A 25,126-nucleotide genomic window follows, 5' to 3' on the forward strand; every position below is an offset into this window, starting at 1 on the left:
TGAAGGGGTGCGAATAACCCCCACAACACCTATGGAATTCAGTGGAGGACGAGGCGGGCCGGCGCCCCCTCCTCGTGCTCCACGTCAACCGTGACCTTCTGATCGTCCGTAACCTCGCCCGTGAGGATGAGGCGCGCGAGCGCGTCGCCGATCTCCTTCTGCACGAGACGCTTGAGCGGGCGCGCGCCGTACGCTGGATCGAATCCGCGTTCCGCAAGCAAGTCCTCGGCGGCGTCGCTCACCTCGAGGGTGATGCGGCGATCCTTGAGACGCGCGGCAAGCGACGCCACCTGGAGGCCAACGATGCGGCGCAGCTCCTCGCGGCTGAGGGAGTCGAACATGACGATGTCGTCGAGGCGATTGACGAACTCGGGCTTGAACGCGGCGCGAACAGCGCTCATGACCGCCTCGCGTTTCGCACTGTCGTCGAGGCTCTCGTCCTGGAGGAAGTGCGCGCCCAAGTTGGACGTGAGGATCACAATAGTGTTCCGGAAGTCGACCGTGCGCCCTTGGCCGTCGGTCAGGCGGCCGTCATCGAGCACCTGGAGGAGGATGTCGAAAACGTCCGGGTGGGCCTTCTCGATCTCGTCCAGGAGTATGACGGTGTAGGGGCGGCGTCGGACCTGCTCGGTGAGCTGCCCTCCCTCTTCGTAGCCAACGTAGCCCGGAGGTGCACCCACGAGGCGAGAGACGCTGTGCTTTTCACCGTATTCGGACATGTCGATGCGAACCATTGCGCGTTCGTCGTCGAAGAGGAATTCGGCGAGGGATTTGGCGAGTTCGGTCTTGCCTACGCCCGTGGGGCCGAGGAAGAGGAACGATCCCGTGGGCCGGTTCGGGTCGGCGATTCCGGCGCGCGAGCGGCGCACGGCATCCGAGACCTCGGCGACGGCCCTGCGCTGACCGATGAGGCGTTTACCAATAATGTCCTCCATGTCGAGAAGCTTTTGCGTCTCGGACCTGAGAAGTCGGCCAGCGGGGATGCCGGTCCACGAGGACACCACGCCAGCGATGTCGTCGGGCCCGACCTTGTCGGCGACGAGCGGCTTTTGCTCCTCGTCAATAGCTCGGCTCTCGGTGCCTTCTCCGTGCTCAAGTTCCACGAGCTTCTTTTTGAGCTCGGGGATGTCGCCGTAGAGGATCTTCGAGGCCTGGCTCAGGTCGCCTTCGCGCTGGGCACGATCGGCCTGCATGCGGAGATCCTCGAGCTTTGCCTTGAGCTCGCCCACCTCGTTGAGGCCGGATTTCTCGCGCTCCCAGCGGGCGGAAAGCTCGTTCATCTCCTCGGTGCGCGCCGCGAGATGCTCGCGGACGCTCGCGAGTTGCGCGAGCGATCCCGGATCGTCCGAGCCCTTGAGGGCGAGCTCTTCCATCTTGAGCCGGTCGACCTGGCGGCGAAGAACATCGAGCTCCACGGGTGAGGAGTCGAGTTCCATCCGCAGGCGCGAGGCAGCTTCGTCAATGAGGTCGATGGCCTTATCAGGGAGCTGGCGATTGTTGATGTAGCGATCGGAAAGCGAGGCAGCAGCGACGAGCGCCGAATCCGAAATCGTGACCTTGTGGTGCGCCTCGTACTTGTCTTTGAGGCCGCGGAGGATCGTGATCGTGTCTTCGACGCTTGGCTCGCCCACGAAGACCTGTTGGAAGCGGCGTTCGAGAGCCGGGTCCTTTTCGATCCGTTCGCGGTATTCGTCGAGGGTCGTCGCGCCCACCATGCGAAGTTCGCCGCGCGCGAGCATGGGTTTGAGCATGTTGCCGGCGTCCATGGAGCCCTCGCCTGTGCCGCCTGCGCCGACGACTGTGTGCAGCTCGTCGATGAACGTGATCACGTTGCCGTTCGAGTCGCGGATTTCGTCGAGGACGCTCTTGAGACGCTCTTCAAAATCGCCTCGGTATTTCGAGCCGGCGACCATCGAGGAAAGGTCGAGCGAGACCAGGGTCTTGCCGCGGAGCGATTCGGGCACATCCCCTTCGACGATGCGCTGGGCGAGGCCTTCGACGACGGCGGTTTTGCCGACACCAGGCTCGCCGATGAGCACGGGATTATTCTTCGTGCGGCGGCTGAGCACCTGGACGACGCGGCGGATTTCGCTATCGCGGCCGATGACGGGATCGAGCTTGCCTTCACGCGCGCGGGCGGTGAGGTCGACCCCGAATTTTTCGAGGCTCTTGAAGGAGCCTTCCGGGTTTTCTTTGTTCATGCTTGTTCCTTTGGTGAGTTTTGCGATGCTGGCGCGGATCGCTTTCGGGGTCGCGCCGAAGTCTTTGAGGATGTCGCCAGGGGTTTTTGCGGCCTTGGCGATGCCGTAGAGCAAGTGCTCGGTCGAGATGTACCCTTCTGCCCCTTGCCCCATGCCGGCGCCGGCTTCTTTCCCGGCAGCCTCAAGCGCGTCGTAGCCATCGCCCTGGAAGACGGGTTTTTGGTCGGCGCTGCCCGTGAGGCGCGGCAAACGCTGAATTTCTTGGTTGATCCGCTCTTTGAGCGCACCGATGTGCACGCCCGTGTCGGTGAGCACGGCCGTGGCGATTGAGTCTTCTTGTTCGAGCAGTGCCGCGAGCAAGTGCAGACCGGTGACGTTGGTGTTGCGCAGTGTTTCCGCCGAGCGCGTTGCCGCCTCGACGGCTTCGCGCGAGCGTTGGGTGAAGGAAAATTGCATATTTTCCGCTCCTTTCACGTGGTGTGCGTGGAGCGGGGTTGTGGCCTGGCAGGTCCGACGATTGCCGAGCCTTCCTCGTTCTCACGCTTACGCTCTATGCAACGCCACCAAAGTTGAGTCTATTCCGCTCAACTTTCATCATTGTCGAAAATGGTCGTCCACCTGCCGTTTTGCGATTCGCGGCCGCGCAGGCGGTCGAGCGCTCGGCGTTCCTTTTTCGTGGGGCGGCCAGTCCCACGCTCACGCCGCGGCGGCGCCGCGAAGAGCTGCGGGGGCGGCGGAACGGAGATGTCGGTGTAGGCCTCGCGGGCAAGTGGCGCACCAACTCTCTTTGAAAGCAATTGTGTGACGACGTACTCGTTCGTGTAGCCGGGGTGGCGTATGGCAACCGTGCTGCCCACGCTCAAGCGGAAGCTCGGCTTCACGACCTCACCATCGACGCGCACGTGCGAGGCTCTGATCGCGCTCGCGGCGAGGGAGCGCGTTTTAAATAGCCGCACCGCGTGCAGCCACGTATCAAGGCGCACGCTCACGGCTCCCGCCTGCTTGTTCTCATTCACGGTGCTACTTTCGCACACTCGGCTTGCTCATAGCGCAACCACGTGCGACTTCGCTACTCCACCCATGAAGCACCCCGGGTGTCTCGGGTGAATATGCAGGTTCGCTCCTTAGACTGCACACGTCAGATGCAGGGGCGAATCTCGCACGCCCCACACAGGATCCCGGAGAGGAGGCGCTCATGCCCGCGGCACGGTCGTACGTCATCGATCCGGCTTCCGAGGCGAGCGCACATCCCCTCCCCTTGAATGCCTCGGAACTTCTCGATTTTGCCATTTCGCATTTCCGTTCACGCACGGCTATCGAGATGAGCGGAACCCGCGTGAGCTATGGGCAGCTTGGCCGCCGCATTCGATGCCTTGCGCAGGGACTCTTGGATTCGGGAATCCGTGCGGGCGACCGCGTCGCGATCGTCCTGCCTATGAGCATTGAAGCCGTCGTGGCGTTCCACGCGGTCCTTCGGATCGGAGCGATCGCCGTGCAGCACTCCGATCGCGAACCGATGATGCGCCTGAGCCGGGAATTTGCCGATTACACGCCGGTCGCGGTCATCATCGCCGAGTATCGTCTCAATGCGCTCGCGGGTCTCGACCAGCACGCGCGACCAAAAACCGTCATCACCGTCCAAGCGCCGGAGCTTCCGAAGACTGCCCCGCGTCGGCTCACCCTTACGGGGGCACTCGCAGAGATTGCGAAAGCGGGCGGCAAGGGAGTCATGCGGGTTGCGTCGCCGTCGAAAAGCCCCGCGCAGCTTCCCCTCACTTTCTGCACGCGCACGCGCTTCAAGGACCTGCTGGGCTCAGCGCCGCTTCCTGACGACTACCCCTATCCGAGCCCGCGTGACCTCGCGGCCATCGTGTACGAAGGGCACACGCGGGCCAGCTCGCTCGGGGCGATGCTCACCCACGACAATCTCACGGCGCTCGCGCACCAGTCCCTGGAGTATCTCGAGACGGCGCCGGCCGGGACCGAGACCGGCTACGCGCTGTGGCCGCTGCACTCGGTGATCGGGATCGCCGATACTCTCACGACCAGCCTTTTTTACGGTCGGCACACGATTCTCTTCCCGCGGTTCGACCGCGCCGGCCTCATGCGCGCTCTCAAGAAGCACCCTCCCGAGGTGATCTCCGGCGATACCGAGGTCTTCCGCTTCCTCGCCGAGCATGCCCGCACGACAGGCCGGTCCCTCACATTGAGGCTCGCGTTGAGTCCCGTGAGCCGTGACCACGCACCGAGTTTTCGGGATTGGGCACGGGACCTTGGCTGGCCGCTCATGGTCGGTTACAGCGGCGCTGAAGCTGGCGTGACCGTGTATTTGCGCACCGCGGAAGAGGGGCGCGAGCACACCGTGGGGACACCGCTCCCCTCGATCGAGGTGCGGGTCGTGGATCTAAATGACCGCAGGCGCGTCGTGGGCCCGGGAACCGTCGGCAAGCTCATGATCAAAGGACCTCAGGTGTTCCACGGGTATTGGAAGAAGCCCGATGAAAGCACGGCCGTGCTCAGCGCGGACGGCTGGGTGCTGACCACTTCGCTCGCCTCGATTGACGCTGACGGCTACGTCACGCTCGCTCCCGCGCCGCCGCACTAACATGGGGTCATGGCACGCCTCATTTCGATTCACCCCGTCACTCCACAGCAGCGCCTGCTCGACCAGGTTGTTGAGCGGCTAAAGGACGGTGAGCTCATCGCGTACCCCACCGATTCGGGGTACGCGCTCGGCTGCCGCATCGGTGCCCACGAGGCGTTAGAGCAGATCCGCACGATTCGCCACACCGGCAAAGACCACCACTTTACGGTCATGTGCAGCGAGTTTGGCCAGCTGGGCACCTACGTGCGCATTTCGAATCCCAACTACCGCTTGCTGCGCGCGCATACCCCGGGCCCGTACACGTTCATCATGCCGGCGACGAAGGAGCTCCCGCGCCGCATGCTCCACCCGAAGAAGCACACGGTTGGGGCGCGCATTCCCGATCACGTGGTGGCGCGCGCGATCGTTGAGGCACTCGGGGAGCCTCTCATGAGTTCGAGCCTCATCATGCCCGGCGAGAGCTCCGTGCTCACGGAATCATGGGTCGTCGAGGATCGCCTCGGCCACCTCATTCCCGCGATTATCGACGGGGAGGTCACGGGCACAGAGCCCACAAGCATCATTGACCTCACGGGCGATGTCCCGCGCGTTCTGCGCGAGGGTGCGGGCGACACACGCGCGTTCGAATAAACAGGAGCGGGCTCGAGGGGCGTGGGGCGGTCCGACGTTTGCCGGGCCTACGATGCGGCCGCGGCCTTCACGCGCTTATCGGCCTTTGTCAGGTCCTCGAGGGCACCGGCGAAGATGAAGATTCCGATCGCGTAGAGGGGCACGAGTGCGAGGGCATAGCGCAGCGTGAAAAGATCGGCGAGCCAGCCCACGATCGGTGGGGCGAGAAGGAACCCGATGCGCGCGAACCACCCGACAACGGTGATGCCGACCCCGTGACCGAAATCTTCAATATTGTCGCCCGCACGGAAGACAGCCGGGAAGAGAGTCGCGACGCCCCAGCCGGCCGCGGCGAAGCCGACGACCGCCGTCACGGCATTTGGCCACACGAGCATGAGGCCCATACCCACGAACGAAATTATCGCACCGACGCGTGCCGTTTTTCGGTCGCCCCACGCATCGACGATCGGGTCTCCCACGAATCGACCTACCATCTGCGCACCTTGGAGGGCGACGAAAGCGAGCCCCGCGACGAACGGCGAAGCATCGAAGGTGTGGGTCATGAAGAGCGCGCCCCATGTGCTCCCCGCGTCCTCGGTCGAGCCGGCAAATACCAGAACCATGCCGAGCGCGCCGAGGAGCGCGAGCGCACCGAGCTTCCCGCGTTGTGGCGTGGTGCTTTCGAGGAGGGTGTCACCGCTCGTCTCCCCCATGAGGTCCGCCGGGGCTTCGTTCGCGGAGGAGGCGCTTGGAGACGAGACCTCTTTGACGCGCTCGGAGGCGTCGGAACCTTTGAGCAGGAACGGGAAGTTCGCAATCGCGATGGCACCAAACACGACGAGCCCGCCCCAGCCTTGCCAGGCGAGCGGGACGCCGAATTGCGCGCACGCGGAGCCGATCACGCCCCCGAGCACAGCACCGAGGGACCAAAATCCGTGAAAGCTGTTGATGATCGAGCGGCGATAGCGGCGCTCGACCCTCATCCCGTGAGCGTTCTGCGAAATATCCGTAATGGCGTCGAAGCTCATCGCGAGCACGAAGCCGAGCGCGAGCATGCCCCAGCTCGGAGCGAGATAGATGAGCACGTGCGCGCTCGAGGCCAGGATCTGAAAGATCACCGCGGTCTTCCCGGATCCGAGCCGCTTCATAATCGGCGCGGCGAGCAAGCCAAAAGCGAGGCCGCCGAGCGGTCCGAGACCGACGGCGAGTCCAAGTTCCGCGTTATTGATGCCCAGCTGCCGCACTATCTCCGGGTAGCGCGGGAGGATCGCACAGAAACTCACGCCATTGAGGAGAAACACAAGCGAGACCGCCCACCTTGCGCGGACGGCTTCACGATCTGGCAGAAAAGTTTCGGGCATCCCATCTCCAAACACCGTAGGCTTAAGGCATGTCTACTCATATTAATGCCCCCGAAGGCGCGATCGCGCCCTACGTCCTCTTCCCCGGTGACCCCTATCGCGCGAGGTGGATCGCAGAAACCTTCCTTGACGATGCGAAGCTCTATAACGAAGTGCGCGGCATGCTCGGCTACACGGGCACATACAAGGGCGTGCGTGTGAGCGTGCAGGGCTCAGGCATGGGCCAGCCGTCGATGGCGATCTACGCGCACGAGCTCATGAACGACTACGACGTCCAGGCCATCATCCGCGTGGGCACCGCGGGCGGTATGGCGCCGGAGGTCAAGGTGCGCGACGTCGTGATCGCGAGCACCGCCAGCACGGATTCGGCCATGAACCGCGCGCGTTTCGGTGACGTCACCTACGCCCCCGCGGCCGACTTCGAACTCCTTCGCCTCACGGTGGAGGCTGCCGAAGCGCAAGAACTCCCCTATCGCGTTGGCGGTCTGTTCTCCGCCGACCAGTTCTACAACCCGAATCCGATCACCCAAACCCTCGCCAACTACGGCGTGCTTGGAGTCGAGATGGAAACCGCTGGGCTGTACACGCTCGCCGCGCAGTTCGGCCGCAAGGCACTATCCGTGTGCACGATTTCCGACCATCTGCTCACGGGTGAAGAGACGAGCGCTCAAGAGCGCCAGGAGACGTTCGACTCGATGATCGTCATGGCTCTCGAGGCCGTTGTGGCCCTCGATAAAAGCGCAGATAAGAAGCGTGCGCAATAGCTCGCTCCTGCTTCTTCGCAACGAAAAGGCCTCGGCGACCTGAACTGCTCCCCATTAGTTGGACTGAGAAATCAGTTACCAACTAGTGGGGAGTAGTTTTCGTTGAGAGCACGAAGTTCGCTGAGTGAGCATCAGCGCGAGCAGTTGGTTGAACTTTTTGAGCAAGGCATGAGCTATCAAGCCGCTGCGAATGCTCTTGGTGTCTCCAAATACGCCGTCCGTAAGCTCTGTCGTCGGTTTAAGCTGCATGGCAGGCTATGTCTTGTGGAGAAACCAACTAACCAGCAGTATTCGTTCGAAATCAAGAAGGAAGTTGCCGAGCGCCACCGTGCTGGTGAGACAGCGATGGATCTTGCGCGCGAATTTGGCCTGTCATCAGAGCAGCTAGTCAGAGCGTGGTCGTGGAAATGGCGTCAAGGTGGCGATGAGGCACTAAAACCGAAGCCGAAGGGCAGACCCAAAGGCGCTGTCGCACCGAAGCCGCTCTCGCAGGAAGAGAAGCTGCGACGCCAGATCGCACGGTTGGAAGCGGAAAACGCCTATCTAAAAAAATTGCGGGACTTGAGGAATCAGGGACGCGCCTGAAAGTCCAGGCGATTGTCATCCTCAAGTCACAGCATCGCCTGCAAGACCTTTTGGATGCGGCAGGCATGCCGAGATCGACGTTCTTCTACCACCAAAAACGACTCAGCGAGCCGGATAAGCACGCTGCGCTCAAAGACGCGATCCGGGAAAGCTTCGAGCGTAACAAGCATCGCTACGGCTACCGACGAGTGCTACTTGACCTGCGCAACCAGGGGTGGGTGGTCAACCACAAGCTCGTCTACAAACTCATGCGCGAGATGGGGCTTCGAGCCAAAGTCCGCCAGCGCAGGCCGTATGTTTCCTACAGCAGGACGATCAGCCACATTGCCGACAACACCCTTGACCGCAAGTTCACCCCAGATAAGCCAAATACCGTCTTTGCCAGCGACGTCACCGAGTTCAGGGTCCAAGGCCGCAAGGTCTACCTGTCACCGGTGATGGACCTGTTCGACCGTTCAATCGTTGCCCACACCGTGGCTACATCGCCGTCGACAACGTTTACCGCTGATTCTTTAACTCAGACGATTAAAACGTGTGCACCTGAACCTGGCTGGATGATCCACACCGATCAAGGCTTCCAGTACCAGCATTCGTCCTGGCGCAACCTCATTCATGACAACGGTGGTGTTCAGTCGATGTCCCGTAAAGGCAACTGTTACGACAACGCGGTCATGGAGAATTTCTTCGGGCACTTGAAAACCGAGATGTACCACGGAGAAATCTTCGACACCGTCGCAGCGTTCAACCAGGCGATCGACGAGTACATTCAGTGGTACAACACTGAACGCATCCAACAACGGCTCAAGGGCCTGACCCCGATGCAATATCGAGATCAGGCCCTTGAAGCCCTAACCGCCTAAAGTTAAACCAGTCCAACTTTCGGGGGCCAGTTCAACCGCGCCGGGGCCTTTTGCTATCGCTGCTGTTCTACTTCATGAAGAAGCGCGGGACGATATCGAACGCGAGAAAGAGCGCGACAATCGACATGGCAAGCCCAACGACGAACCAGATCGGCGCAATCGTGTAGAGGCTCATAACGTAAAGGCCGCCAGCAAAAAGCACGAACACGACCGCGGTGAGGAGAATCGAAAAGCCGAGGCTGTAGCCCTGCGAGGTTTCGTTGCTTGCCGCGGCGTTATTGTGCTGGGTCACGCTTTTCTCCATGATGGTCGGGTAGGAATGTCGGCCGCCGCAAGCGGCCGCCGCGACCTCAGTCTAAACGATGGACGAAAGTCCTCCAAGTGCTTCGCGGCGAGTCCGTCTCCTGTATAACGGGGACATGGAGAAAAACACACGCCGAGCGCTCACCGTCATTCAACACGAGGACGACTGCCCACCGGGCATGCTCGAACCGCTCGCGCGTGCCGCGGGCCTCACGCTCAACGTTATTCGACCCTACCGGGGCGAAGCACTGCCGTCCCTCTCGAGCATCGCCTCCACGTCCCGCGGTCTCATCATCCTCGGCGGTGGCCCGGGCCCGCTCGAGGACGATCGCTACAAATGGCTCGCACCGTGCCGAAAACTCTGTCTTGACGCTGTCGAGACCACATTTCCGCTCTTTGGAATTTGCCTCGGCGAGGAACTTCTCGGAGCCGCACTAGGCAGTGCGATTACCCGCAGGCCGGAGCCTGCCGTCGGGCTCTGCACCGTAATAGCGCAGCCAGCTGCCGCCACCGATCCCCTGTTCTCCCGTGCCGAGCTTCACGAAACCGGGACGGTGTTCCGCGCATTCCAGTGGCACAAGGACGAAGTCTCCGCACTCCCCACAACCACTCCCGGTGGCGCGCCCATCGTTCCCCTCGCCCTCGACAGCGAGGGCCGCCTCGAAGCCTTCCGGGCTGGCGAGGCGGCATGGGGTGTGCAGTTCCACCCCGAGGTCACGCCCGCAATTGCGACGCGCTGGGCCGCTACGAGCGCACTCACGCCCGCCGAACGAGAACGCGATTCCTTCGCGCGCGAGATTGAACAGTGGCGCGCGAGCGCCCAGGGAATGCACGGTTCCGACGGCGCCTTGCGGCTACTCGAAGCTTTCCTCCGCCTTGTACAGCCAGCCCGCCACTAGGAGCGGCCGCGCGATGGAAGGTTACGCGGCTTGCGTTGACGCCTCATGCACGCGCGCAGCTTCGCGATAGAAGCCAAGGAGCTGTTCGGCGAGAACCGGCCACGTGCGCTGGCGCACCGAGTCCTGAGCGGCCGCAGCGAAATGCTCGCGTTTCGCATCGTCCCCGAGGAGGTCCTCGACGTAGGCACGAAGCTCATCGAGCTTGCCGGGCGTGTACAGCCAGCCCGTACGCGAATGGTCGATGAGGTCGATGGGGCCGCCAGAGCGGGGGGCTATCGCCGGCAGCCCAGAAGCCATCGCCTCCTGGATCGTCTGGCAGAAAGTTTCGAGCTCTCCCGTGTGCACAAACAGGTCGCACGTAGCCACAATCTCCGCAAGCTCGGCGCCCTTCTTGAACCCCGCGAAATACGCGCCCGGCATGGCCGCGCGAAGCTCTGCCTCGAGGGGCCCTTCGCCAACGATCACGAGGCGAACGTTGGGAAGCGATTCAAGCACGGCGAGGTCCTCGACCTGCTTCTCGGCTGCAAGGCGCCCGACGTACACCACGAGCTTTTCCCCATTCGGGGCGAGGCGCTCGCGAAGCTCGTCGCTGCGCCGCGAGGGCGAGAACTGCGAAGTGTCGACCCCACGGCGCCAGATCTGCACGCGTTCGATGCCGTGCTCGACGATCTGATTGCGCGTGCTTGACGACGGTGCAAGATTCACCTCGCAGCGGTTATGGATGTCGCGGAGGAACATCCACATCGCTTCCTCGAGAACTGGCGCCCCGTACTTGCGCGTGTAGCCAGGAAGGTCAGTTTGGTAGATCGCAACCGTTGGGATACCTCTTTTGACGGCGGCCTTCGACGCTGCGTTGCCGAGCAGGGCAGGGCAGGCAAGATGGACGACATCGGGATGAAAATCGTCGATGATCGAGCGAATGCGGTAGTTGGTCGTCGCACTCATGCGCACCTGGCCGTAGCCCATCATGGGTATCGACAGCACGGGGATGATTGGCACGCGCTCCGCGCCGAACGTCAATTCATTCGGGATACCGGGCGCGCCGGGGGCGACAATCCGCACCTCGTGGCCGGAGAGAGCGAAGCACTCGACGACGCGAAGAACGGAGTTGGTCACGCCGTTCATATGGGGAAGGAACGATTCGGCAACTACGAGGATTTTCACGCTTCCGATTGTGCAGCCTCGGAGCAACGCCCACGATAAAGACACGTGTCCCCAATGTGACGGGGGCGTGAACGCTACGCGTCACGCCCCCGTCACTTTCGCGGCTGGTCGCGGATGACCTCAGTACTTCGCCGAGGCGATGCCCGCGCCCTCCACGAGGGACTCGAGCTTCGCCCATGCGATCTCCGGGTGGATGCGGCCGCCAAGACCACAGTCGGTCGACGCAATCACACGCTCGGGGCCCACGATGTCCGCAAAGCGCTCGATGCGCTGCGCCACGAGCTCGGGATGCTCCACGACGTTCGTCGAGTGCGAGACGATGCCGGGAACGATCACGCGATCCTCGGGCAGCGTGACGTCCTTCCAGACAACCCACTCGTGCTCGTGGCGCACATTCGCCGCTTCGAACGAGTAGTACTTCGCGTTAACCTCGAGCATGAGCTCGGCGAGATACTTGAACTCGAAGTCCGTCACGTGCGGCCCGTGCCACGAACCCCAGCACGTGTGCAGGCGCACGAGCTCGCGAGGGATTCCATCGATCGCACGGTTGATGGCATCGACGCGCTTCTTCGTGAACGCGAGGTAGTCCTCAACGCTCGGCTCAGGGTTGATCTGGTCGAAGTTCTCGGCAAGCGAAGGGTCATCGATCTGGATCTGGATGCCGGCGTCGGTGATGGCCTTGTACTCGGGGCGCATCACCTCCACCCACGCGTCGAGGAACGCATCCGGATCACCGTAGTATTCGTCGTGAATTCTGGCGCCCGAGCCCGGCGACAGGGTCGAAAGGTAGCCCTTTTCATACCCCGACTTCTCAAGTGCGTGCGAGAAGTTTCGAATGTCGTTGGCGCACAGGTCCTTACCGAGTTCGGAGAAGGCAACCGGCCCGGTGGCAGCAGGAATGATGAACGTTTCGGGCTTGTCGTTGGTCGTGGGAACACCGGTAATGGGATCGGCGTACGCTCCAGGGAAAAGGCTGCGGTCGCGGCGATCGTCGAAGCTCGTCAAGACAATCTTGCCGGGCTCGCTGCGCTGCGGTTTTGCATTGAAGAAATCGGTCCCCGTGAGCTCGAGCCCCTCGGTGCGGTCGTAGATGTATGACCACCAGGAGCCGTAATTCACGGCTGAGCCCATCGCCTTGCCGTACTCGCCATCGCCCGGCACGGAAATACCGATCTCCTTCTGGCGGGCCACGACGCCATCGACCGCGTCCGCGAGAATGCGTTCAAACTCAGGCGATTTCTTTGGGGTGAAGCCGTCGGCCTCAAGCTCCCTGTTGTAGTTCGCGTCGATCAGTTCTTGGGTGCGCGGGAGCGAGCCCGCGTGTGTGGTGAGTATCTCTGTCATGGCCATCAACCTACGAGATTCGCAACGGCGTGGCCAAACTCCAGTTCACGCTCGTTCATGTTTCCCAAGACCAACGCAAAGGTGGGGCGCTCCCGAAGGAACACCCCACCCTTAGGCTGCGCTATTAGCCCTGTTCGTAGGCGTCAAGCGGCTGGCACGAGCACACGAGATTGCGGTCACCGTATGCCTGGTCGATGCGCCTGACCGGCGGCCAGTACTTCGCCTGGTACTGCATCTGCTTTGTCATGTGGAAGTCAGGGTCATAGCCCGCTTCGCTCGCGGCATTCACACCCGGGTACACGGCTTCGTCACGCGAGTAGGGATGATCCCAGTCCTCGCGCGCAACCGAATACGCGGTGTGCGGGGCGTTGACGAGCGGGTTGTCGTCCTTCGGCCACTCGCCCGACACAACCTTTTCGGCTTCGTCCGCGATCCGGTGCATAGCGAGGATGAAGCGCTCGATCTCCCACAGGTCTTCCGATTCGGTCGGCTCGATCATGAGGGTGCCCGCAACGGGGAAGCTCATGGTCGGAGCGTGGAAACCGTAGTCAATGAGACGCTTCGCGACATCATCGACGGTGATACCCGTACGGTCGGTGAAGGGGCGCAGATCCACGATGCACTCGTGCGCCACGAGCCCGTTCTCCCCGCGGTAGAGGATTTCGAACTTCTCGCTGAGCCGCTTTGCCATGTAGTTTGCGGCAAGCACGGCCGATGCGGTCGCGTGGCGCAGCCCCTTCGCGCCCATGAGGCGGATGTAGGTCCACGGGATGGGCAGGATCGACGGGGAACCGTACGGTGCCTGCGACACAGGTGCGCCGCCGTGGGCGCGATCCGCACCGCCAATGACGGGGTGCTCCGCATTTTGCATGTCCGGGTGCCCCGGCAGGAACGGTGCGAGGTGGGCCTTCGCCGCAACGGGGCCGACGCCGGGCCCGCCACCGCCGTGCGGAATGCAGAACGTCTTGTGCAGATTCAAGTGCGAGACGTCGCCGCCGAATTCGCCCGGCTTCGCCACTTCGAGCAGCGCGTTGAGGTTTGCGCCATCAACGTACACCTGCCCGCCAGCATCGTGCACGAGCTGCGTGATCGTACGGACTTCGGACTCGTACACGCCGTGGGTCGACGGGTACGTGATCATGATGCACGCGAGTTCATCGGCGTGATCCTTGATCTTCTGCTTGAGGTCGTCGAGATCCACGTTGCCGTTAGCGTCGCTCGCAACAACGACGACGCGCAGGCCCGCGAGGACCGCGGAAGCGGCGTTTGTGCCGTGGGCCGAGCTCGGCACGAGGCACACGGTGCGGGCGGATTCGCCGCGGCTCGCGTGGTAGGCGCGGATCGCGAGAAGACCCGCGTACTCGCCCTGCGAACCAGCGTTCGGCTGAAGCGACACGGTGTCGTAGCCTGTGACGTCGGCGAGCCAGGTTTCGAGCTGAGTAATGAGCTCGACGTAGCCTTGAACGTCGCTTGCGGGCGCGGACGGGTGGATCGCGTTGAACTCGGGCCACGTAACTGCGGCCATTTCGGTCGCGGCATTGAGCTTCATCGTGCACGAACCGAGCGGGATCATGCCGCGATCGAGAGCGTAGTCCTTATCGGCGAGACGGCGCAGGTAACGCATCATCGCGGTCTCCGAGCGGAACGAGTTGAACACGGGCGCCTCGAGGAACGAGGACGTGCGCGCGAGTTCGCCCCAGGTCTCACCGGGCTGAGCCCATTCGTCAAAAGCCACGTCGCCGACGTGCGAGGGCGAGAACTCCGAAAATACCTCGATGATCTCCGAAAGCGCGCTCGGCGTGACAGTCTCGTCGAGGCTGATGTGGACAGTGTCCGCATCGGGATGAGCGACGAGGATGCCTCGGTCGTCGAAGGCCCGAGCAATGTCCTCAGCCTTGCCGTTGACGGTCACTTCAAGGGTGTCGAAGAACGTCTCGTGCTTGAGCTGGAAACCGTTCGATGTGAGCCACGCAGCGAGTGCGGCGGTGCGGCCAGCGACCTCGCTAGCAATCTGCTTGAGGCCTTCGGGGCCGTGGTACACGGCGTACATCGACGCCATAACAGCGAGCAGGACCTGCGCCGTGCAGATATTGCTCGTTGCCTTCTCGCGGCGAATGTGCTGCTCACGAGTCTGGAGGGCGAGGCGATACGCGGGGTTGCCCTCCGCATCGAGGGAGATACCCACGAGTCGGCCGGGAATCTGCCGCTCAAGCCCCTTCGAGACCGCCATGTAGCCGGCGTGCGGCCCACCGAAGCCGAGCGGAACGCCGAAGCGCTGGGAGTTACCCACCGCAACATCCGCGCCGAGCTCGCCGGGTGAGGCAAGGAGCGTGAGCGCGAGCAGATCCGCGGCCACGATTGCCTTCGCCTTGTTGGCCTGAACCGCGGCAATCACGTCGCGAGGATCCCACACGCGACCCGAAGCGCCCGGGTACTGCACAAGCGCGCCGAAGTACTCGCCCGACGGAGCGCCATCGTTCGCGAAATCGACATCCTTCAGTTCAATGCCAACGGCCTCGGCACGGCCGCCGAGAACAGCGCGGGTCGACGGCAACACGTCGGTGTCCACGAGGAACACATTCGACTTATTGCCGCGGGCCGCGCGGCGCGCAAGAAGCATTGCCTCGGCAGCCGCCGTGGCCTCATCGAGCATCGACGAGTTTGCGATCTCGAGGCCCGTGAGGTCCCCGATCATGGTCTGATAGTTGAGCAGCGCCTCGAGTCGGCCCTGCGAGATCTCAGGCTGGTACGGCGTGTACGCCGTATACCAAGCTGGGTTCTCGAGGATGTTTCGCTGAATGACCGAGGGCGTGTACGTGCCGTAGTACCCGTGGCCGATAAGCGAGCGCTTCACGGTGTTTTTCTTCGCAAGAGCGCGAAGCTCCTCGAGAGCCTCGGCTTCGCTCGCGCCTTCGGGAAGCAGAGAATCCAGCCCTTCGTCGAGAAGGATCGTGCCCGGCACGGCCTTCTCAAGAAGTGCACCGAGCGAGTCGAGGCCTAGTGCCTCGAGCATTCTCTTCTGGTCCTCGCTCGCAGTGCCGACATGCCGACGAACGAACGAATGAAGACCGTCGATCGCCGAATTATCGACAGCGACGTTGCTGTGGTGTTCAGACATGAACGGGAAACTCCTCAAATATTTACTTGCTGGTCAGTTCGCTGTATTCCTCGGCCGAGAGCAGATCATCGGGGATATCGGTGACCTTGACCTTGATGAGCCATGCTTCGCCGAAGGGATCGTCGTTGACCTTCTCGGGGCTTTCGACGACGTCCTCGTTCACCTCGGTGACCTCGCCGGATAGCGGGGCAAAAAGATCCGAGACCGACTTCGTCGACTCGATCTCGCCCATCTCGGTGCCGGCCTCAATTTCTTCACCGACGGAGGGCAGGTCGACGTAGACAACGTCGCCGAGCTGGTCAGCAGCGAAGTCGGTCACGCCGATCGTTGCGGTGCCGTCGCCTTCCTCGCGCACCCATTCGTGGTCCTTGCTGTACTTCAGATCCGACATCTTTGTTCCTTTCAGAGTGTGTGAAGCGTACCTTCGTGAAAATCCTACGGGCCGCCTCCTGGTAGGCAGCCCCACGCGTCACTTGGCGCGCGAGTAAAACGGGAGAGATACGACGGTGGCGGGCAGTGCCTTGCCACGCACATCAATCGACAGTTCCTGACCTTCGTTCGAGAGGTGAGGCTCAACGTAAGCAAGCGCAATCGGGTAACCGAGAGTCGGTGCAAGCGCGCCCGAGGTCAGCTCCCCTACCTCCGTGCCGTTCTCATCGTGAAGAACGTAGCCCGCGCGGCCGGCGCGGCGACCGTCGGCCTTGAGCCCCACGAGCACTCGGCGATCCGAAAAATCCTTGCCCTCGAGGGCTTCGCGCCCGACGAAATCGCCTTTCGACTTGAAAGCGACCACGCGGCGAAGGCCCGCCTGTGCCGGGACGATATCGAGGCTCAGCTCGTGGCCATAAAGGGGCATGCCGGCTTCGAGACGGAGCGTGTCGCGGCACGCGAGCCCGCACGACTGGATGTTCTCGCCGCCAACGCCAGCAATGGCCTCCCACGTCTTCACACCCAGGGCGTTCGGAACGTAGATTTCGAAGCCGTCCTCGCCCGTGTAACCGGTGCGGGCAAAAAGGATCTCCTCGCCCTCGTAGGTTCCCGCAAGAATGCGGTAGTACTTGAGAGCATCGAGAGCATCGAGATCCACCTCGATGCCTTCGCGTTCAGCAAAGCCGCGCACGATTTCCGCGGATTTCGGGCCCTGAACCGCAACGAGCGCGATCTCCTCACTGCGATCGGTGACCTCGAGGTCGAAACGCTCGGCGCGTTCCTTGAGAGCGGCGGCGTCGACGAGACGATTTCCCGCGTTCGGGACGGTGAGGAAGCGATCCTCTGCGAGGCGGTAGACGATCAGGTCATCGATGATGCCGCCTTCCTCGCTCAGCAAGAGCGAGTACTTCGCGCGCCCCACCTCAAGCGAACTGATCTTGCCCGCAAGCGCATAGTCAAGCGCTTCGCCAGCCTCTGGGCCCGTAAAGAACACCTCGCCCATGTGCGAGAGATCGAACTGGCCGGCGCGCTCGCGCACGGCGGCGTGCTCGGCGAGATCCGAGGTGTAGCGCACGGGCATATTCCAGCCCGCAAAATCGGTGAACGAGGCGCCCTCGCGCTCGTGAACGGCGAACAGTGGGCTGTTGATGAGCTCGGCCATCGGGTTTCCTGCCCTTTCTTGCGCGATATTCGCGCGGTGTATCCCGCGTCGTCGCGGGGTGTCCGGGTTGCAGTGACATGAACACGACCAAAACACGCGGTGCCCCGCATCGCGAGCGCACCTCGAAATGTCTCAGGCGTCACAGTTAAAGTAGTGGGCGTGAGACGCGAACACGAACCCTATTGGCCAGTTCGGCTACGCACCGAACGACTTCATATCCGGGAACCCGGAGAGGCAGACCGGGACGACTACGTGCGACTCATGACCGATCCCTCGGCGAGCCGATACCTCGGCGGAGCCGTGAATTTCGGCTCGCGCCAGGCTCTCGAACTTTCCCCGCTCGGGAACACGTGGGGCGCCTGGATCATTGCGCACGGCGCTACGGATCAGATGCTCGGTATCGTCAACCTGAACTACGACCGCGACGAACTCGAAATCACCTACGCGCTCCTGCCCGAATTCGTCGGTCACGGATACGCGCGCGAAGCTGTCAGGCGCGTCATCGAGTTCGCTAGAGACACCCTCGACGAACCCGTCATGATTGCCGTTGTTCAAACATCGAACAAGCGCTCGGTAGAACAGCTCAAAAAGATCGGCTTCCGCGTACGCCGCGGACTCGAAGAATTCGGGAGCCAGCAGCTCCTCATGGAATACCCGCTGCAAGCCGAGCCGGGCGAGTGTCGGACCTCCGTCACCGCACCCGAGATCCCCACGCCCTAAAACGGGTCGAGGAACGGGTTGCGCCTCTCGCGCCCGCGGTGTTCCGCCCAGCGCGCGAGCACCGTGTGGGCGTCTTCCCGCACCACATAGTCGAACACACCCGCGAGGCGGTCCGAGTCCGCGTACGGGTTGATACACACGGTCACCGCACCCGAAGCGCGCGCAAGCGGCGCGAGCAGCGATGCCGGGGCAACCGTGTTCGACGTACCGACGGCGAGGAACACGTCGCAGTTACGCGCCGCGTTTTCCGAATACTCGAGCACTCCGCTCGGGAGCATCTCGCCGAAAAGGACGATGTCGGGACGCATGAGAGCCCCGCACACGGGGCAGTCGCGCGGCACCCCGTAATGCTCGGGATCGGAAGGATCACGCTCGGGATCGAGGCGCACGGCGAGTTGCGCGCGCCACGTGCACTCCGGGTTGAGGCACACAGCCTCCGCCGCGCTTCCGTGCAGTTCGGCAACATCGTGCGAACCGGCGAACTGGTGCAGCCCGTCGACGTTCTGAGTCAGAATCGTTGCGTCGAGCGCTGCGAGAGCTCTATGCCCGGGGGTCGGCCCAGCGATGAGCGCCCGCTCAAACACGCTCCCCCACACGCGCCACAGGATCGGCACATTTCCCGGAAGACGACTGACGTCCATTGCCGCCTCGAGATCGGGGTTTTCCTCCCAGATCCCACCCGGCCCGCGGAACGTCGCAAGCCCGGCCGCAGCACTCAGCCCGGCACCGGTCAGCGCGACGACCCGCTCATGATGGGGTCGAAGCTCGAACGAACGATTTCTCACGCGCGCACTCAGTAGCGCATGCCCATGCGGTCGCGGACCTCATCGAGGGTTTGGACCGCCTGCTCGCGCGCACGCTCCGTGCCCGCGCGCAGCACCTCGAAGAGGTAGTCGGGATTCGCCTCGAGCTCGGCGCGACGCGCCCGCACCGGTTCGAGATGAGCATTGAGGGCATCGGCGCACATCACCTTGAGTGTCCCCGCACCCTTATCACCGATCTCCTCGGCGATGTCCTCCGGCGAACGGCCGGTGCATTCAGCAGTAATGGTGAGAAGGTTCGAAACCTCGGGGCGATTGTCGGGATCGAACGTGATGAGGCGCTCCGAGTCAGTCTTGGCCTTCTTAATCTTCTTCGCCGTTTCCGCGGCGGTCATCTTGAGCATGACCGTGTTCCCACGAGACTTCGACATCTTGTCGCCGTCGAGGCCGAGAATCACAGCGGCCTTCGAGAGCAGCGCATCAGGCTCCGGGAAGTACTTTTCGCCGCCGGCGAAGCGCTCATTGAAGCGTCGCGCGATGAGGCGGGTCTGTTCGATGTGCGGGAGTTGATCCTTGCCAACCGGAACGAGATTGCCGTGGCAGAAAAGGATGTCTGCCGCCTGGTGGACGGGGTACGTGAGCAGCAAGCCGCCCATCGCGCTCTTGCCCGCAGCCTGCATCTCCGACTTCACGGTGGGATTGCGCTCGAGTTCCGGCTGCGTCACGAGCGAGAGAAACGGGAGCATGAGCTGGTTGAGTTCGGGAACACCCGAATGCGCGAAGATCGTTGCGCGCTCAGGATCGATGCCCGCAGCGAGGTAGTCGGTGAGGAGCTCGCGCACCGAGCCCTTGATATCCCCCGCGACGTCACGATCCGTAATCACCTGGTAATCAGCGACGAGGATCCAGGTCTCTACCCCCTGTTGCTGAAGGCGAACCCTGTTCTTGAGCGTGCCGAAATAGTGGCCGATATGCAGAGCACCCGTGGGGCGATCTCCGGTGAGCATGCGAAAGACCGACGGGTCCTTCGCGAGCTGTTCCTCAACCTGAGCGTTGCGCTTGAGCGCCGCCTCGTAGGTCTTATTGGGAATGTCGGCAATATGGGTCGTGGGGGCAGAGTCGGTGGTGTTCACGCCTTTTAGCCTATCGTGTTCGCGGGCGGTGAGGTGGTTTGCCGAACCACGAGCTCGGGACGCACAACGTAGACGGCGCGAGGGGCTTGCCTCGACTCCCCCGTTGCACTGCTCACGCTTCGTATGGCGGTACGCGCGATGGCCGGCACCGGTTGGCGAATTGTTGTAAGCGCGGGAGTATGGTGCGCCGCGAGCGGAATATCGTCGTACCCCACGACCGACATGTCCGCGGGCACTTGGAGCCCAAGATCACGAATCGCTGCGATTGCCCCGAGCGCCATTTGATCACTCCCGCACACCATGGCCGTGCATCCTTGGTCGTAGAGCTCAAGTGCGGCCTGGTAACCACCCGCAAACGAAAAATCGGTGTAGGCGACGCATCCGAACTCGTGGGGCCAGTGCTCCTCGAACGCCGCAACCTTGCCGCGTACCGGCCACGAGTGCTCGTCGCCAACCGCGAGGCCCACGCGCACGTGACCGAGGTGCCGCAAGTGCTCGAGCGCGAGAAAGACCGCTTTCGAATCATCGGTGCTGATGAAACTCGCGTCTAGCCCGGGCCGCACCCCGTTAATGAGGCAGAGCTTGATGCCGCGTTCGGCGCACGCGATGTAGTGATCGATGCTCGTTTCATCGTGCGCGTGCTGACCCGAGACAAGAACGACCCCCCGCGCGCCGGCGCGTATGAGGCGCTCCATGGAGGCGGCTTCTTGCGCCTCGCTTCGCGCGTTGATGCTCACGAGAGTCTCGAGGTCCGCGGCGTAGGCCTCAGCTTCGAGGCGCTCGAGAAAGAGCGGGAAGATCGGGTTTTCCATGTTGGGCATGACAAGGCCTACGAGAGGCGCCGCGTCATCGATTGCACCGTCGGTGCGACCGAGCAGGCGCGCGACTGAAAGAACCTTGTCGCGAGTTGCAGCGTTGACACCGGGTTTGCCCGCAAGGACGCGCGACACGGTTGCTTCACTCACGTGCGCTTTGCGCGCTATATCGATGAGTCGCACCTTCGCCATACGGTCCCTCCAGGGCCAAAAGTGTCGCGCGTGGAGCGGCGTCCACATTGGTAAACCATGCGCGCGAGCTGAATTATCGAACTGCAAGTTTCTTGCGATCTTTCTGCTATTTTTGCACAACTTTCGCTTTCACGCTACGGTGAAAGCACGACACACCCCCGTCGCCCCGCGCCTACGCGGGTCCACCATTTCAAAGGAGAACACGGTGAAGATTCGCCGCAAGACTTTCCTCGCTGCAAGCGCAGCAACCATCGGCGCTACTGCCCTCGCCGCATGTGGCGGCGACAAATCGGGCTCGAACTCCTCGGGCGCCTCGGACGGCGGCGCGAGTGGCGATAAGTCCAAGGCCCCAGAACGTGCCGACGCCGACCTCGTCATCTGGACCGATGAGAAGAAGGCCAACTCCCTCAAGGACGCCGCAGCCAAGTGGGGCGAGGCAAACGGTATGACCGTTGCCGTGCAGATCGTGGCGACCGACCCGCAGGCGAACTTCATCACCGCGAACCAGGCCGGCAATGGCCCCGACATGATCCTCGCGGCCCACGACTGGATCGGTAACCTCATCCAGAACTCCGCCATCACCCCGGTTCAGCTGAGCGCGAAGGCAACCGAAGCCATCGACGAAATCGGCATGAAGGCCGCCACGTACGAGGGCCAGGTGTACGGCCTCCCCTACGCCGTCGAAACCCTCGTCCTCTACTCGAACAATGCCCTCACGGACGTTCCCGAACCGAAGACCATCGAGGAACTCGTTGAAGCCGGCAAGGCCTCGGGCGCCGAGGACATCCTCTCCCTTCCGATCGGCGAAGAAGGCGACGCCTACCACATGGAGCCTCTTTACACCTCGGGCGGCGGCTACCTCTTCGGTAAGACCGCCGAGGGCGACCCGGATCCCTCGGATATCGGCGTGGGCAAGGAAGGCTCGATCGCTGCCGGCGAGAAGCTCAAGGAACTCGGTGAGCAGGGCGTTCTCAAGACCTCGATCACCGGCGAGAACTCGATCGCGCGCTTTACCGACGGCAAAGCCGCCTACCTCATCTCGGGCCCCTGGGCACTCGCAGACATCCAGAAGGCCGGTATGGACTACACGATGAGTGCGATTCCCGGCTTCGAAGGCATGAACCCGGCCGAGCCGTTCGCTGGTGTCAACCTCTTCTTCGTTGCCGCCAACGGTAAGAACGCGGTCAACGCCCAGACCTTCATCCAGTCCATCGCCGAGGATTCGACCGTGATCGAGGAAATGTTCCCGATCAACCCGCTTCCCCCGGTCAACAAGGAAATTCAGGAGAAGCTCGCGGGCGAGCATCCCGACATGATCAAGAACGCTGAGTTCGCCTCGAAGGCGCTGCCGATGCCCGCGATCCCCGCCATGGCCGCTGTGTGGCAGCCGCTCGGAATCGCCCAGGCCAACATCATCAAGGGCGCCGACCCCAAGGACGCCATGGAGTCCGCAGGCGAACAGATCAAGTCGCAGATCTGATCCCCACGAACGATCTCCCGTGATAGTCACGCGCGCGAGCAGGGCGCACGGCTTCGGCCGCCGCCTTGTCCGCGCGCGTGACCCCTTACTTCGCCCCTTTAGGAAGGGTCCACGCCCATGACCGCAACGGATGCGCCCGCGTTCAAGGAACGCTCCACGTCGCTCTTGCCCCTTATCCTCAAAATCGTTTTCCTCGGCGCGGTGCTCGCAACCGCGTGCTGGCTTGTGCCCGTGCTGATCGGCCTCAAGCTGTGGATGTGGCTCGCGATCACCATCGTCGTCACGATCGCGATTTTCTGCATCTACTCGACTAAACGCTTCATCCCCGCGAAGTACATCTTCCCGGGAACGTTCTTCCTTCTGATCTTCCTCATTACGCCGATCCTCCTCACCGTGAACTACTCGTTCACGAACTACGGTGACGGCACGCGCGGCACGAAGGAACAGGCGATCGCTTCGATCACCGGCAATTCGGTGAAAGAAGTGGAAGGGTCGACGCGCTTCAACGCGAGCGTTGCGACGACCGGCACCGCCGCCGACGGCCCGTTCGAGCTGTATCTCGTGAATCCAGAAACGGGAGAGATCTTCCACGGAAGCACCGAGCAGCCGCTTGAGAAGGTCGATCCGGCCGACGTCAAAGTCGAGAATAAACGCGTCGTTGAGGCCGGCAAGGGCGTCCAGATCCTCACAAACAAGGAGATCAACCAGGCAGGAAAGAAGGTCCTCGAGATCGCCGTTGAAAAGAGCGATACAGAGGCGATCCGCCTGCTCACTCCGACGATGGCCTTCGAGGGTACGAAGGTCATGCGCTATGACGAGGCGTCCGACACGATCACGAATTCCGAAACGGGCGAGACCTGGTCGATCAAGAAGGTCGGAAGCAGCGAGAAGTTCGTCAGCGACAAGACGGGGCAGGCGCTCTCACAGGGCTGGCTCCAAGGCGTCGGTCTCGATAACTACGCGCGCCTGTTCACGAATGGCAAGATCGGCGCGCAGTTCTTCAAAGTGTTCCTGTGGACCCTCGCGTTCGCATTCCTGAGCGTCGCCACGACGTTTATCTTGGGGCTTTTCCTCGCGCTCGTCCTCAACGACGACCGCCTCAAGGGCAAGCGACTGTACCGCTCCTTCCTGCTCCTTCCGTACGCGGTCCCAGGCTTCATCTCGCTGCTCATCTGGTCGAACTTCTACAACAAGGACTTCGGCCTCATCAATAACTTGCTCCACCTCGACATCAACTGGCTCGGGGATCCGACGATGGCGAAGGTCGCGGTGCTGCTCACGAACCTCTGGATGGGCTTTCCCTACATGTTCATCATTTGCACGGGCGCTCTCCAGTCGATTCCGGAGGACATCAAGGAGGCCGCCCGCATCGATGGCGCGAGCCGCTTCCAGACAACGGTTCGGGTTATCGCCCCGCTTCTGCTCGTCGCCGTTGCGCCCCTGCTCGTGTCGTCGTTCGCGTTCAACTTCAATAACTTCAACGCGATCCAGTTGCTTACGGGTGGCGGCCCGTTCGGCCAGGGCGAATACACGGCCGGCGGAACCGACATTCTCATTTCGATGATTTACCGCATCGCGTTCGGCGGTTCCGGCGCCGATTTCGGCTTCGCCTCGGCGGTGTCGGTCGCACTGTTCTTCATCACGGGTCTTCTCGCCGCGCTGCAGTTCCGCGCGACGCGAGTGCTCGAGGACTTCAACTAGGGCGCGCGAGGTAGGAGAAAACAATGTCTAAGAACAATCCTCAAGGCTTCGAGCGTTCCAACAAGATGCCCTTCGGCCGATGGTGCGCCGAAATCGGGTGGCGTCACCTCGTGGGTATTGCCGCGATGATTTTCGCGGCGATCCCGATCCTCTACGTGATCTCTGCGTCGCTCAACCCGCTCGGCACGGTCAGCTCGACCTCGGTGATCCCGACGCAGTTCAGCCTCGTGCATTTCGAAACCCTCCTGAGCGGTGCACGCGGAAACTTCTTGCAGTGGGCCCTGAATACGGTCATCGTCTGCGCGGTCGTCTCGTTCACGCAGATCTTCCTGTCGCTGCTTGCGAGCTATGCCTTCAGCCGAATGCGGTTCAAGGGCCGCCGCGGAGGTCTCCTCGCGCTCCTGCTCGTCATGATGTTCCCGGCGATCCTCTCGATGATTGCGGTGTACACGATGATCGCGGATCTCGGTCAGGCGATTCCGTTCCTTGGCCTCAACTCGCTTCCGGGCTACATCATCGTGATGCTCGGCGGTTCACTCGGCCAGGTGTGGCTCATCAAGGGCTTCTTCGACACTGTTCCGAAGGAACTCGACGAAGCCGCAATCATTGATGGCGCAAGCCACTGGCAGGTGTTCTGGCGCATTCTCGTGCCGACCCTCACGCCGATTCTCGCCACGACGTTCGTGCTATCCCTCGTGGGTGTCATGAGCGACTTCCTCCTCGGCTCGATCTTCCTCACGGATGACAGCAAAAAGACCCTCGCGGTGGGGCTCTACGGCATGCTCCAGGGCGATCGCTCGAATAACCTCGGCATTTTTGCGGCCGGTGCGGTCATGACGATGGTCCCGGTGATCGCGCTATACCAGTTCCTTCAGAAGTACATCGTGGGTGGCTCGACCGCCGGCGCAGTGAAGGGCTGA

General features: G+C 62.4%; 20 protein-coding genes and 2 pseudogenes. 10 read left to right on the forward strand and 12 right to left on the reverse strand.

Annotation, left to right across the window (positions count from 1 at the left end; all coding sequences use genetic code 11):
- Positions 1-38 precede the first annotated feature (38 nt).
- Both clpB and HMPREF3176_RS08400 read right to left on the reverse strand, forming a co-directional pair.
- The gene (gene clpB, locus HMPREF3176_RS08395; protein WP_070459755.1) at positions 39-2,657 is read right to left on the reverse strand and encodes an ATP-dependent chaperone ClpB; all 2,619 of its coding nucleotides are present in this window, start codon (positions 2,655-2,657) and stop codon (positions 39-41) included.
- A 128-nt stretch (positions 2,658-2,785) separates the two neighbouring features.
- Entirely contained in the window at positions 2,786-3,217 is a 432-nt protein-coding gene (locus HMPREF3176_RS08400) for an RNA-binding S4 domain-containing protein (protein ID WP_172620177.1), read from the reverse strand.
- Positions 3,218-3,396: 179 nt separating this feature from the next.
- On the opposite strand from HMPREF3176_RS08400, the gene HMPREF3176_RS08405 reads away from it, so the two are divergent.
- The gene (locus HMPREF3176_RS08405; protein ID WP_016664303.1) at positions 3,397-4,806 is read left to right on the forward strand and encodes an AMP-binding protein; all 1,410 of its coding nucleotides are present in this window, start codon (positions 3,397-3,399) and stop codon (positions 4,804-4,806) included.
- A 9-nt stretch (positions 4,807-4,815) separates the two neighbouring features.
- A complete protein-coding gene (locus HMPREF3176_RS08410) occupies positions 4,816-5,436 on the forward strand; it encodes an L-threonylcarbamoyladenylate synthase (RefSeq protein WP_034372720.1) in 621 nt (206 codons plus the stop codon).
- A gap of 47 nt (positions 5,437-5,483) precedes the next feature.
- On the opposite strand, the gene HMPREF3176_RS08415 is transcribed toward HMPREF3176_RS08410, so the two are convergent.
- The gene (locus tag HMPREF3176_RS08415; protein ID WP_034372718.1) at positions 5,484-6,776 is read right to left on the reverse strand and encodes an MFS transporter; all 1,293 of its coding nucleotides are present in this window, start codon (positions 6,774-6,776) and stop codon (positions 5,484-5,486) included.
- Between the two features lie 29 nt (positions 6,777-6,805).
- Here HMPREF3176_RS08415 and deoD point away from each other — a divergent pair, with 29 nt between their 5' ends.
- The 3 genes and pseudogenes from deoD to HMPREF3176_RS10115 all read left to right on the forward strand — a co-directional run.
- Positions 6,806-7,540, forward strand: a complete 735-nt coding sequence (deoD, locus tag HMPREF3176_RS08420; protein ID WP_034372715.1) for a purine-nucleoside phosphorylase — start codon at positions 6,806-6,808, stop codon at positions 7,538-7,540.
- A gap of 102 nt (positions 7,541-7,642) precedes the next feature.
- Positions 7,643-7,780 (forward strand): annotated as a pseudogene (locus HMPREF3176_RS10710) (helix-turn-helix domain-containing protein); the annotation flags it as partial.
- A gap of 15 nt (positions 7,781-7,795) precedes the next feature.
- Positions 7,796-8,985 (forward strand): annotated as a pseudogene (locus HMPREF3176_RS10115) (IS3 family transposase); the annotation flags it as partial.
- Positions 8,986-9,052: 67 nt separating this feature from the next.
- On the opposite strand, the gene HMPREF3176_RS08435 reads toward HMPREF3176_RS10115, so the two are convergent.
- Positions 9,053-9,277 carry a hypothetical protein gene (locus HMPREF3176_RS08435; protein ID WP_016664299.1) on the reverse strand — a complete coding sequence of 75 codons (225 nt, stop codon included), beginning with the start codon at positions 9,275-9,277 and terminating at the stop codon, positions 9,053-9,055.
- Between the two features lie 127 nt (positions 9,278-9,404).
- Here HMPREF3176_RS08435 and HMPREF3176_RS08440 point away from each other — a divergent pair, with 127 nt between their 5' ends.
- Entirely contained in the window at positions 9,405-10,187 is a 783-nt protein-coding gene (locus tag HMPREF3176_RS08440; protein WP_070435326.1) for a type 1 glutamine amidotransferase, read from the forward strand.
- Positions 10,188-10,208: 21 nt separating this feature from the next.
- On the opposite strand, the gene HMPREF3176_RS08445 is transcribed toward HMPREF3176_RS08440, so the two are convergent.
- From HMPREF3176_RS08445 to gcvT, 5 genes are all read right to left on the reverse strand, one after another.
- A complete protein-coding gene (locus HMPREF3176_RS08445) occupies positions 10,209-11,351 on the reverse strand; it encodes a glycosyltransferase family 4 protein (RefSeq protein WP_070435325.1) in 1,143 nt (380 codons plus the stop codon).
- Between the two features lie 120 nt (positions 11,352-11,471).
- Positions 11,472-12,695 (reverse strand): cobalamin-independent methionine synthase II family protein, encoded by a 1,224-nt coding sequence (locus HMPREF3176_RS08450; protein WP_034372707.1) that lies wholly within the window; start codon positions 12,693-12,695, stop codon positions 11,472-11,474.
- Positions 12,696-12,819: 124 nt separating this feature from the next.
- On the reverse strand, positions 12,820-15,813 hold the full coding sequence (gcvP, locus tag HMPREF3176_RS08455) for an aminomethyl-transferring glycine dehydrogenase (protein WP_016664295.1): 2,994 nt from the start codon (positions 15,811-15,813) through the stop codon (positions 12,820-12,822).
- Positions 15,814-15,835: 22 nt separating this feature from the next.
- Positions 15,836-16,204: a glycine cleavage system protein GcvH gene (gcvH, locus tag HMPREF3176_RS08460; RefSeq protein ID WP_016664294.1), complete on the reverse strand. Its 369-nt coding sequence runs from the start codon at positions 16,202-16,204 to the stop codon at positions 15,836-15,838.
- A 78-nt stretch (positions 16,205-16,282) separates the two neighbouring features.
- Positions 16,283-17,404, reverse strand: a complete 1,122-nt coding sequence (gene gcvT / locus HMPREF3176_RS08465; RefSeq protein ID WP_070459765.1) for a glycine cleavage system aminomethyltransferase GcvT — start codon at positions 17,402-17,404, stop codon at positions 16,283-16,285.
- Between the two features lie 159 nt (positions 17,405-17,563).
- Here gcvT and HMPREF3176_RS08470 point away from each other — a divergent pair, with 159 nt between their 5' ends.
- The gene (locus HMPREF3176_RS08470) at positions 17,564-18,124 is read left to right on the forward strand and encodes a GNAT family N-acetyltransferase (RefSeq protein WP_246826715.1); all 561 of its coding nucleotides are present in this window, start codon (positions 17,564-17,566) and stop codon (positions 18,122-18,124) included.
- Here HMPREF3176_RS08470 and HMPREF3176_RS08475 read toward each other — a convergent pair.
- From HMPREF3176_RS08475 to HMPREF3176_RS08485, 3 genes are read right to left on the reverse strand one after another with little or no spacing between them, the layout of a single operon-like run.
- Entirely contained in the window at positions 18,121-18,909 is a 789-nt protein-coding gene (locus HMPREF3176_RS08475) for an SIR2 family NAD-dependent protein deacylase (RefSeq protein WP_034372702.1), read from the reverse strand. The genes HMPREF3176_RS08470 and HMPREF3176_RS08475 overlap by 4 nt on opposite strands.
- 8 nt (positions 18,910-18,917) lie before the next feature.
- Positions 18,918-20,018: a tryptophan--tRNA ligase gene (trpS, locus tag HMPREF3176_RS08480; RefSeq protein WP_210386463.1), complete on the reverse strand. Its 1,101-nt coding sequence runs from the start codon at positions 20,016-20,018 to the stop codon at positions 18,918-18,920.
- Positions 20,019-20,023: 5 nt separating this feature from the next.
- Complete coding sequence (locus HMPREF3176_RS08485) at positions 20,024-21,025, reverse strand: LacI family DNA-binding transcriptional regulator (protein ID WP_061211290.1); 1,002 nt, start codon at positions 21,023-21,025, stop codon at positions 20,024-20,026.
- 205 nt (positions 21,026-21,230) lie between these two features.
- On the opposite strand from HMPREF3176_RS08485, the gene HMPREF3176_RS08490 reads away from it, so the two are divergent.
- The 3 genes from HMPREF3176_RS08490 (at position 21,231) to HMPREF3176_RS08500 (ending at position 25,126) form a co-directional block, all read left to right on the forward strand.
- On the forward strand, positions 21,231-22,505 hold the full coding sequence (locus HMPREF3176_RS08490) for a sugar ABC transporter substrate-binding protein (protein WP_061211289.1): 1,275 nt from the start codon (positions 21,231-21,233) through the stop codon (positions 22,503-22,505).
- Positions 22,506-22,622: 117 nt separating this feature from the next.
- On the forward strand, positions 22,623-24,206 hold the full coding sequence (locus tag HMPREF3176_RS08495) for an ABC transporter permease subunit (RefSeq protein WP_061211288.1): 1,584 nt from the start codon (positions 22,623-22,625) through the stop codon (positions 24,204-24,206).
- Between the two features lie 23 nt (positions 24,207-24,229).
- Positions 24,230-25,126 carry a sugar ABC transporter permease gene (locus tag HMPREF3176_RS08500; protein ID WP_034372689.1) on the forward strand — a complete coding sequence of 299 codons (897 nt, stop codon included), beginning with the start codon at positions 24,230-24,232 and terminating at the stop codon, positions 25,124-25,126.

The organism is Dermabacter sp. HMSC08H10 (genome assembly GCF_001807585.1).
Classification (GTDB): Bacteria; Actinomycetota; Actinomycetes; order Actinomycetales; family Dermabacteraceae; genus Dermabacter; species Dermabacter hominis.

What these genes read in the sequence shown, in the direction of transcription:
- HMPREF3176_RS08410 (WP_034372720.1), top strand. Translation starts at nt 4,816, where the DNA reads ATGGCACGCCTCATTTCGATTCACCCCGTCACTCCACAGCAGCGCCTG.
- clpB (WP_070459755.1), bottom strand. Translation starts at nt 2,657, where the DNA reads ATGCAATTTTCCTTCACCCAACGCTCGCGCGAAGCCGTCGAGGCGGCA.
- HMPREF3176_RS08405 (WP_016664303.1), top strand. Translation starts at nt 3,397, where the DNA reads ATGCCCGCGGCACGGTCGTACGTCATCGATCCGGCTTCCGAGGCGAGC.
- HMPREF3176_RS08485 (WP_061211290.1), bottom strand. Translation starts at nt 21,025, where the DNA reads ATGGCGAAGGTGCGACTCATCGATATAGCGCGCAAAGCGCACGTGAGT.
- gcvT (WP_070459765.1), bottom strand. Translation starts at nt 17,404, where the DNA reads ATGGCCGAGCTCATCAACAGCCCACTGTTCGCCGTTCACGAGCGCGAG.
- HMPREF3176_RS08500 (WP_034372689.1), top strand. Translation starts at nt 24,230, where the DNA reads ATGTCTAAGAACAATCCTCAAGGCTTCGAGCGTTCCAACAAGATGCCC.
- gcvH (WP_016664294.1), bottom strand. Translation starts at nt 16,204, where the DNA reads ATGTCGGATCTGAAGTACAGCAAGGACCACGAATGGGTGCGCGAGGAA.
- HMPREF3176_RS08495 (WP_061211288.1), top strand. Translation starts at nt 22,623, where the DNA reads ATGACCGCAACGGATGCGCCCGCGTTCAAGGAACGCTCCACGTCGCTC.
- HMPREF3176_RS08415 (WP_034372718.1), bottom strand. Translation starts at nt 6,776, where the DNA reads ATGCCCGAAACTTTTCTGCCAGATCGTGAAGCCGTCCGCGCAAGGTGG.
- gcvP (WP_016664295.1), bottom strand. Translation starts at nt 15,813, where the DNA reads ATGTCTGAACACCACAGCAACGTCGCTGTCGATAATTCGGCGATCGAC.
- deoD (WP_034372715.1), top strand. Translation starts at nt 6,806, where the DNA reads ATGTCTACTCATATTAATGCCCCCGAAGGCGCGATCGCGCCCTACGTC.
- HMPREF3176_RS08450 (WP_034372707.1), bottom strand. Translation starts at nt 12,695, where the DNA reads ATGACAGAGATACTCACCACACACGCGGGCTCGCTCCCGCGCACCCAA.
- HMPREF3176_RS08440 (WP_070435326.1), top strand. Translation starts at nt 9,405, where the DNA reads ATGGAGAAAAACACACGCCGAGCGCTCACCGTCATTCAACACGAGGAC.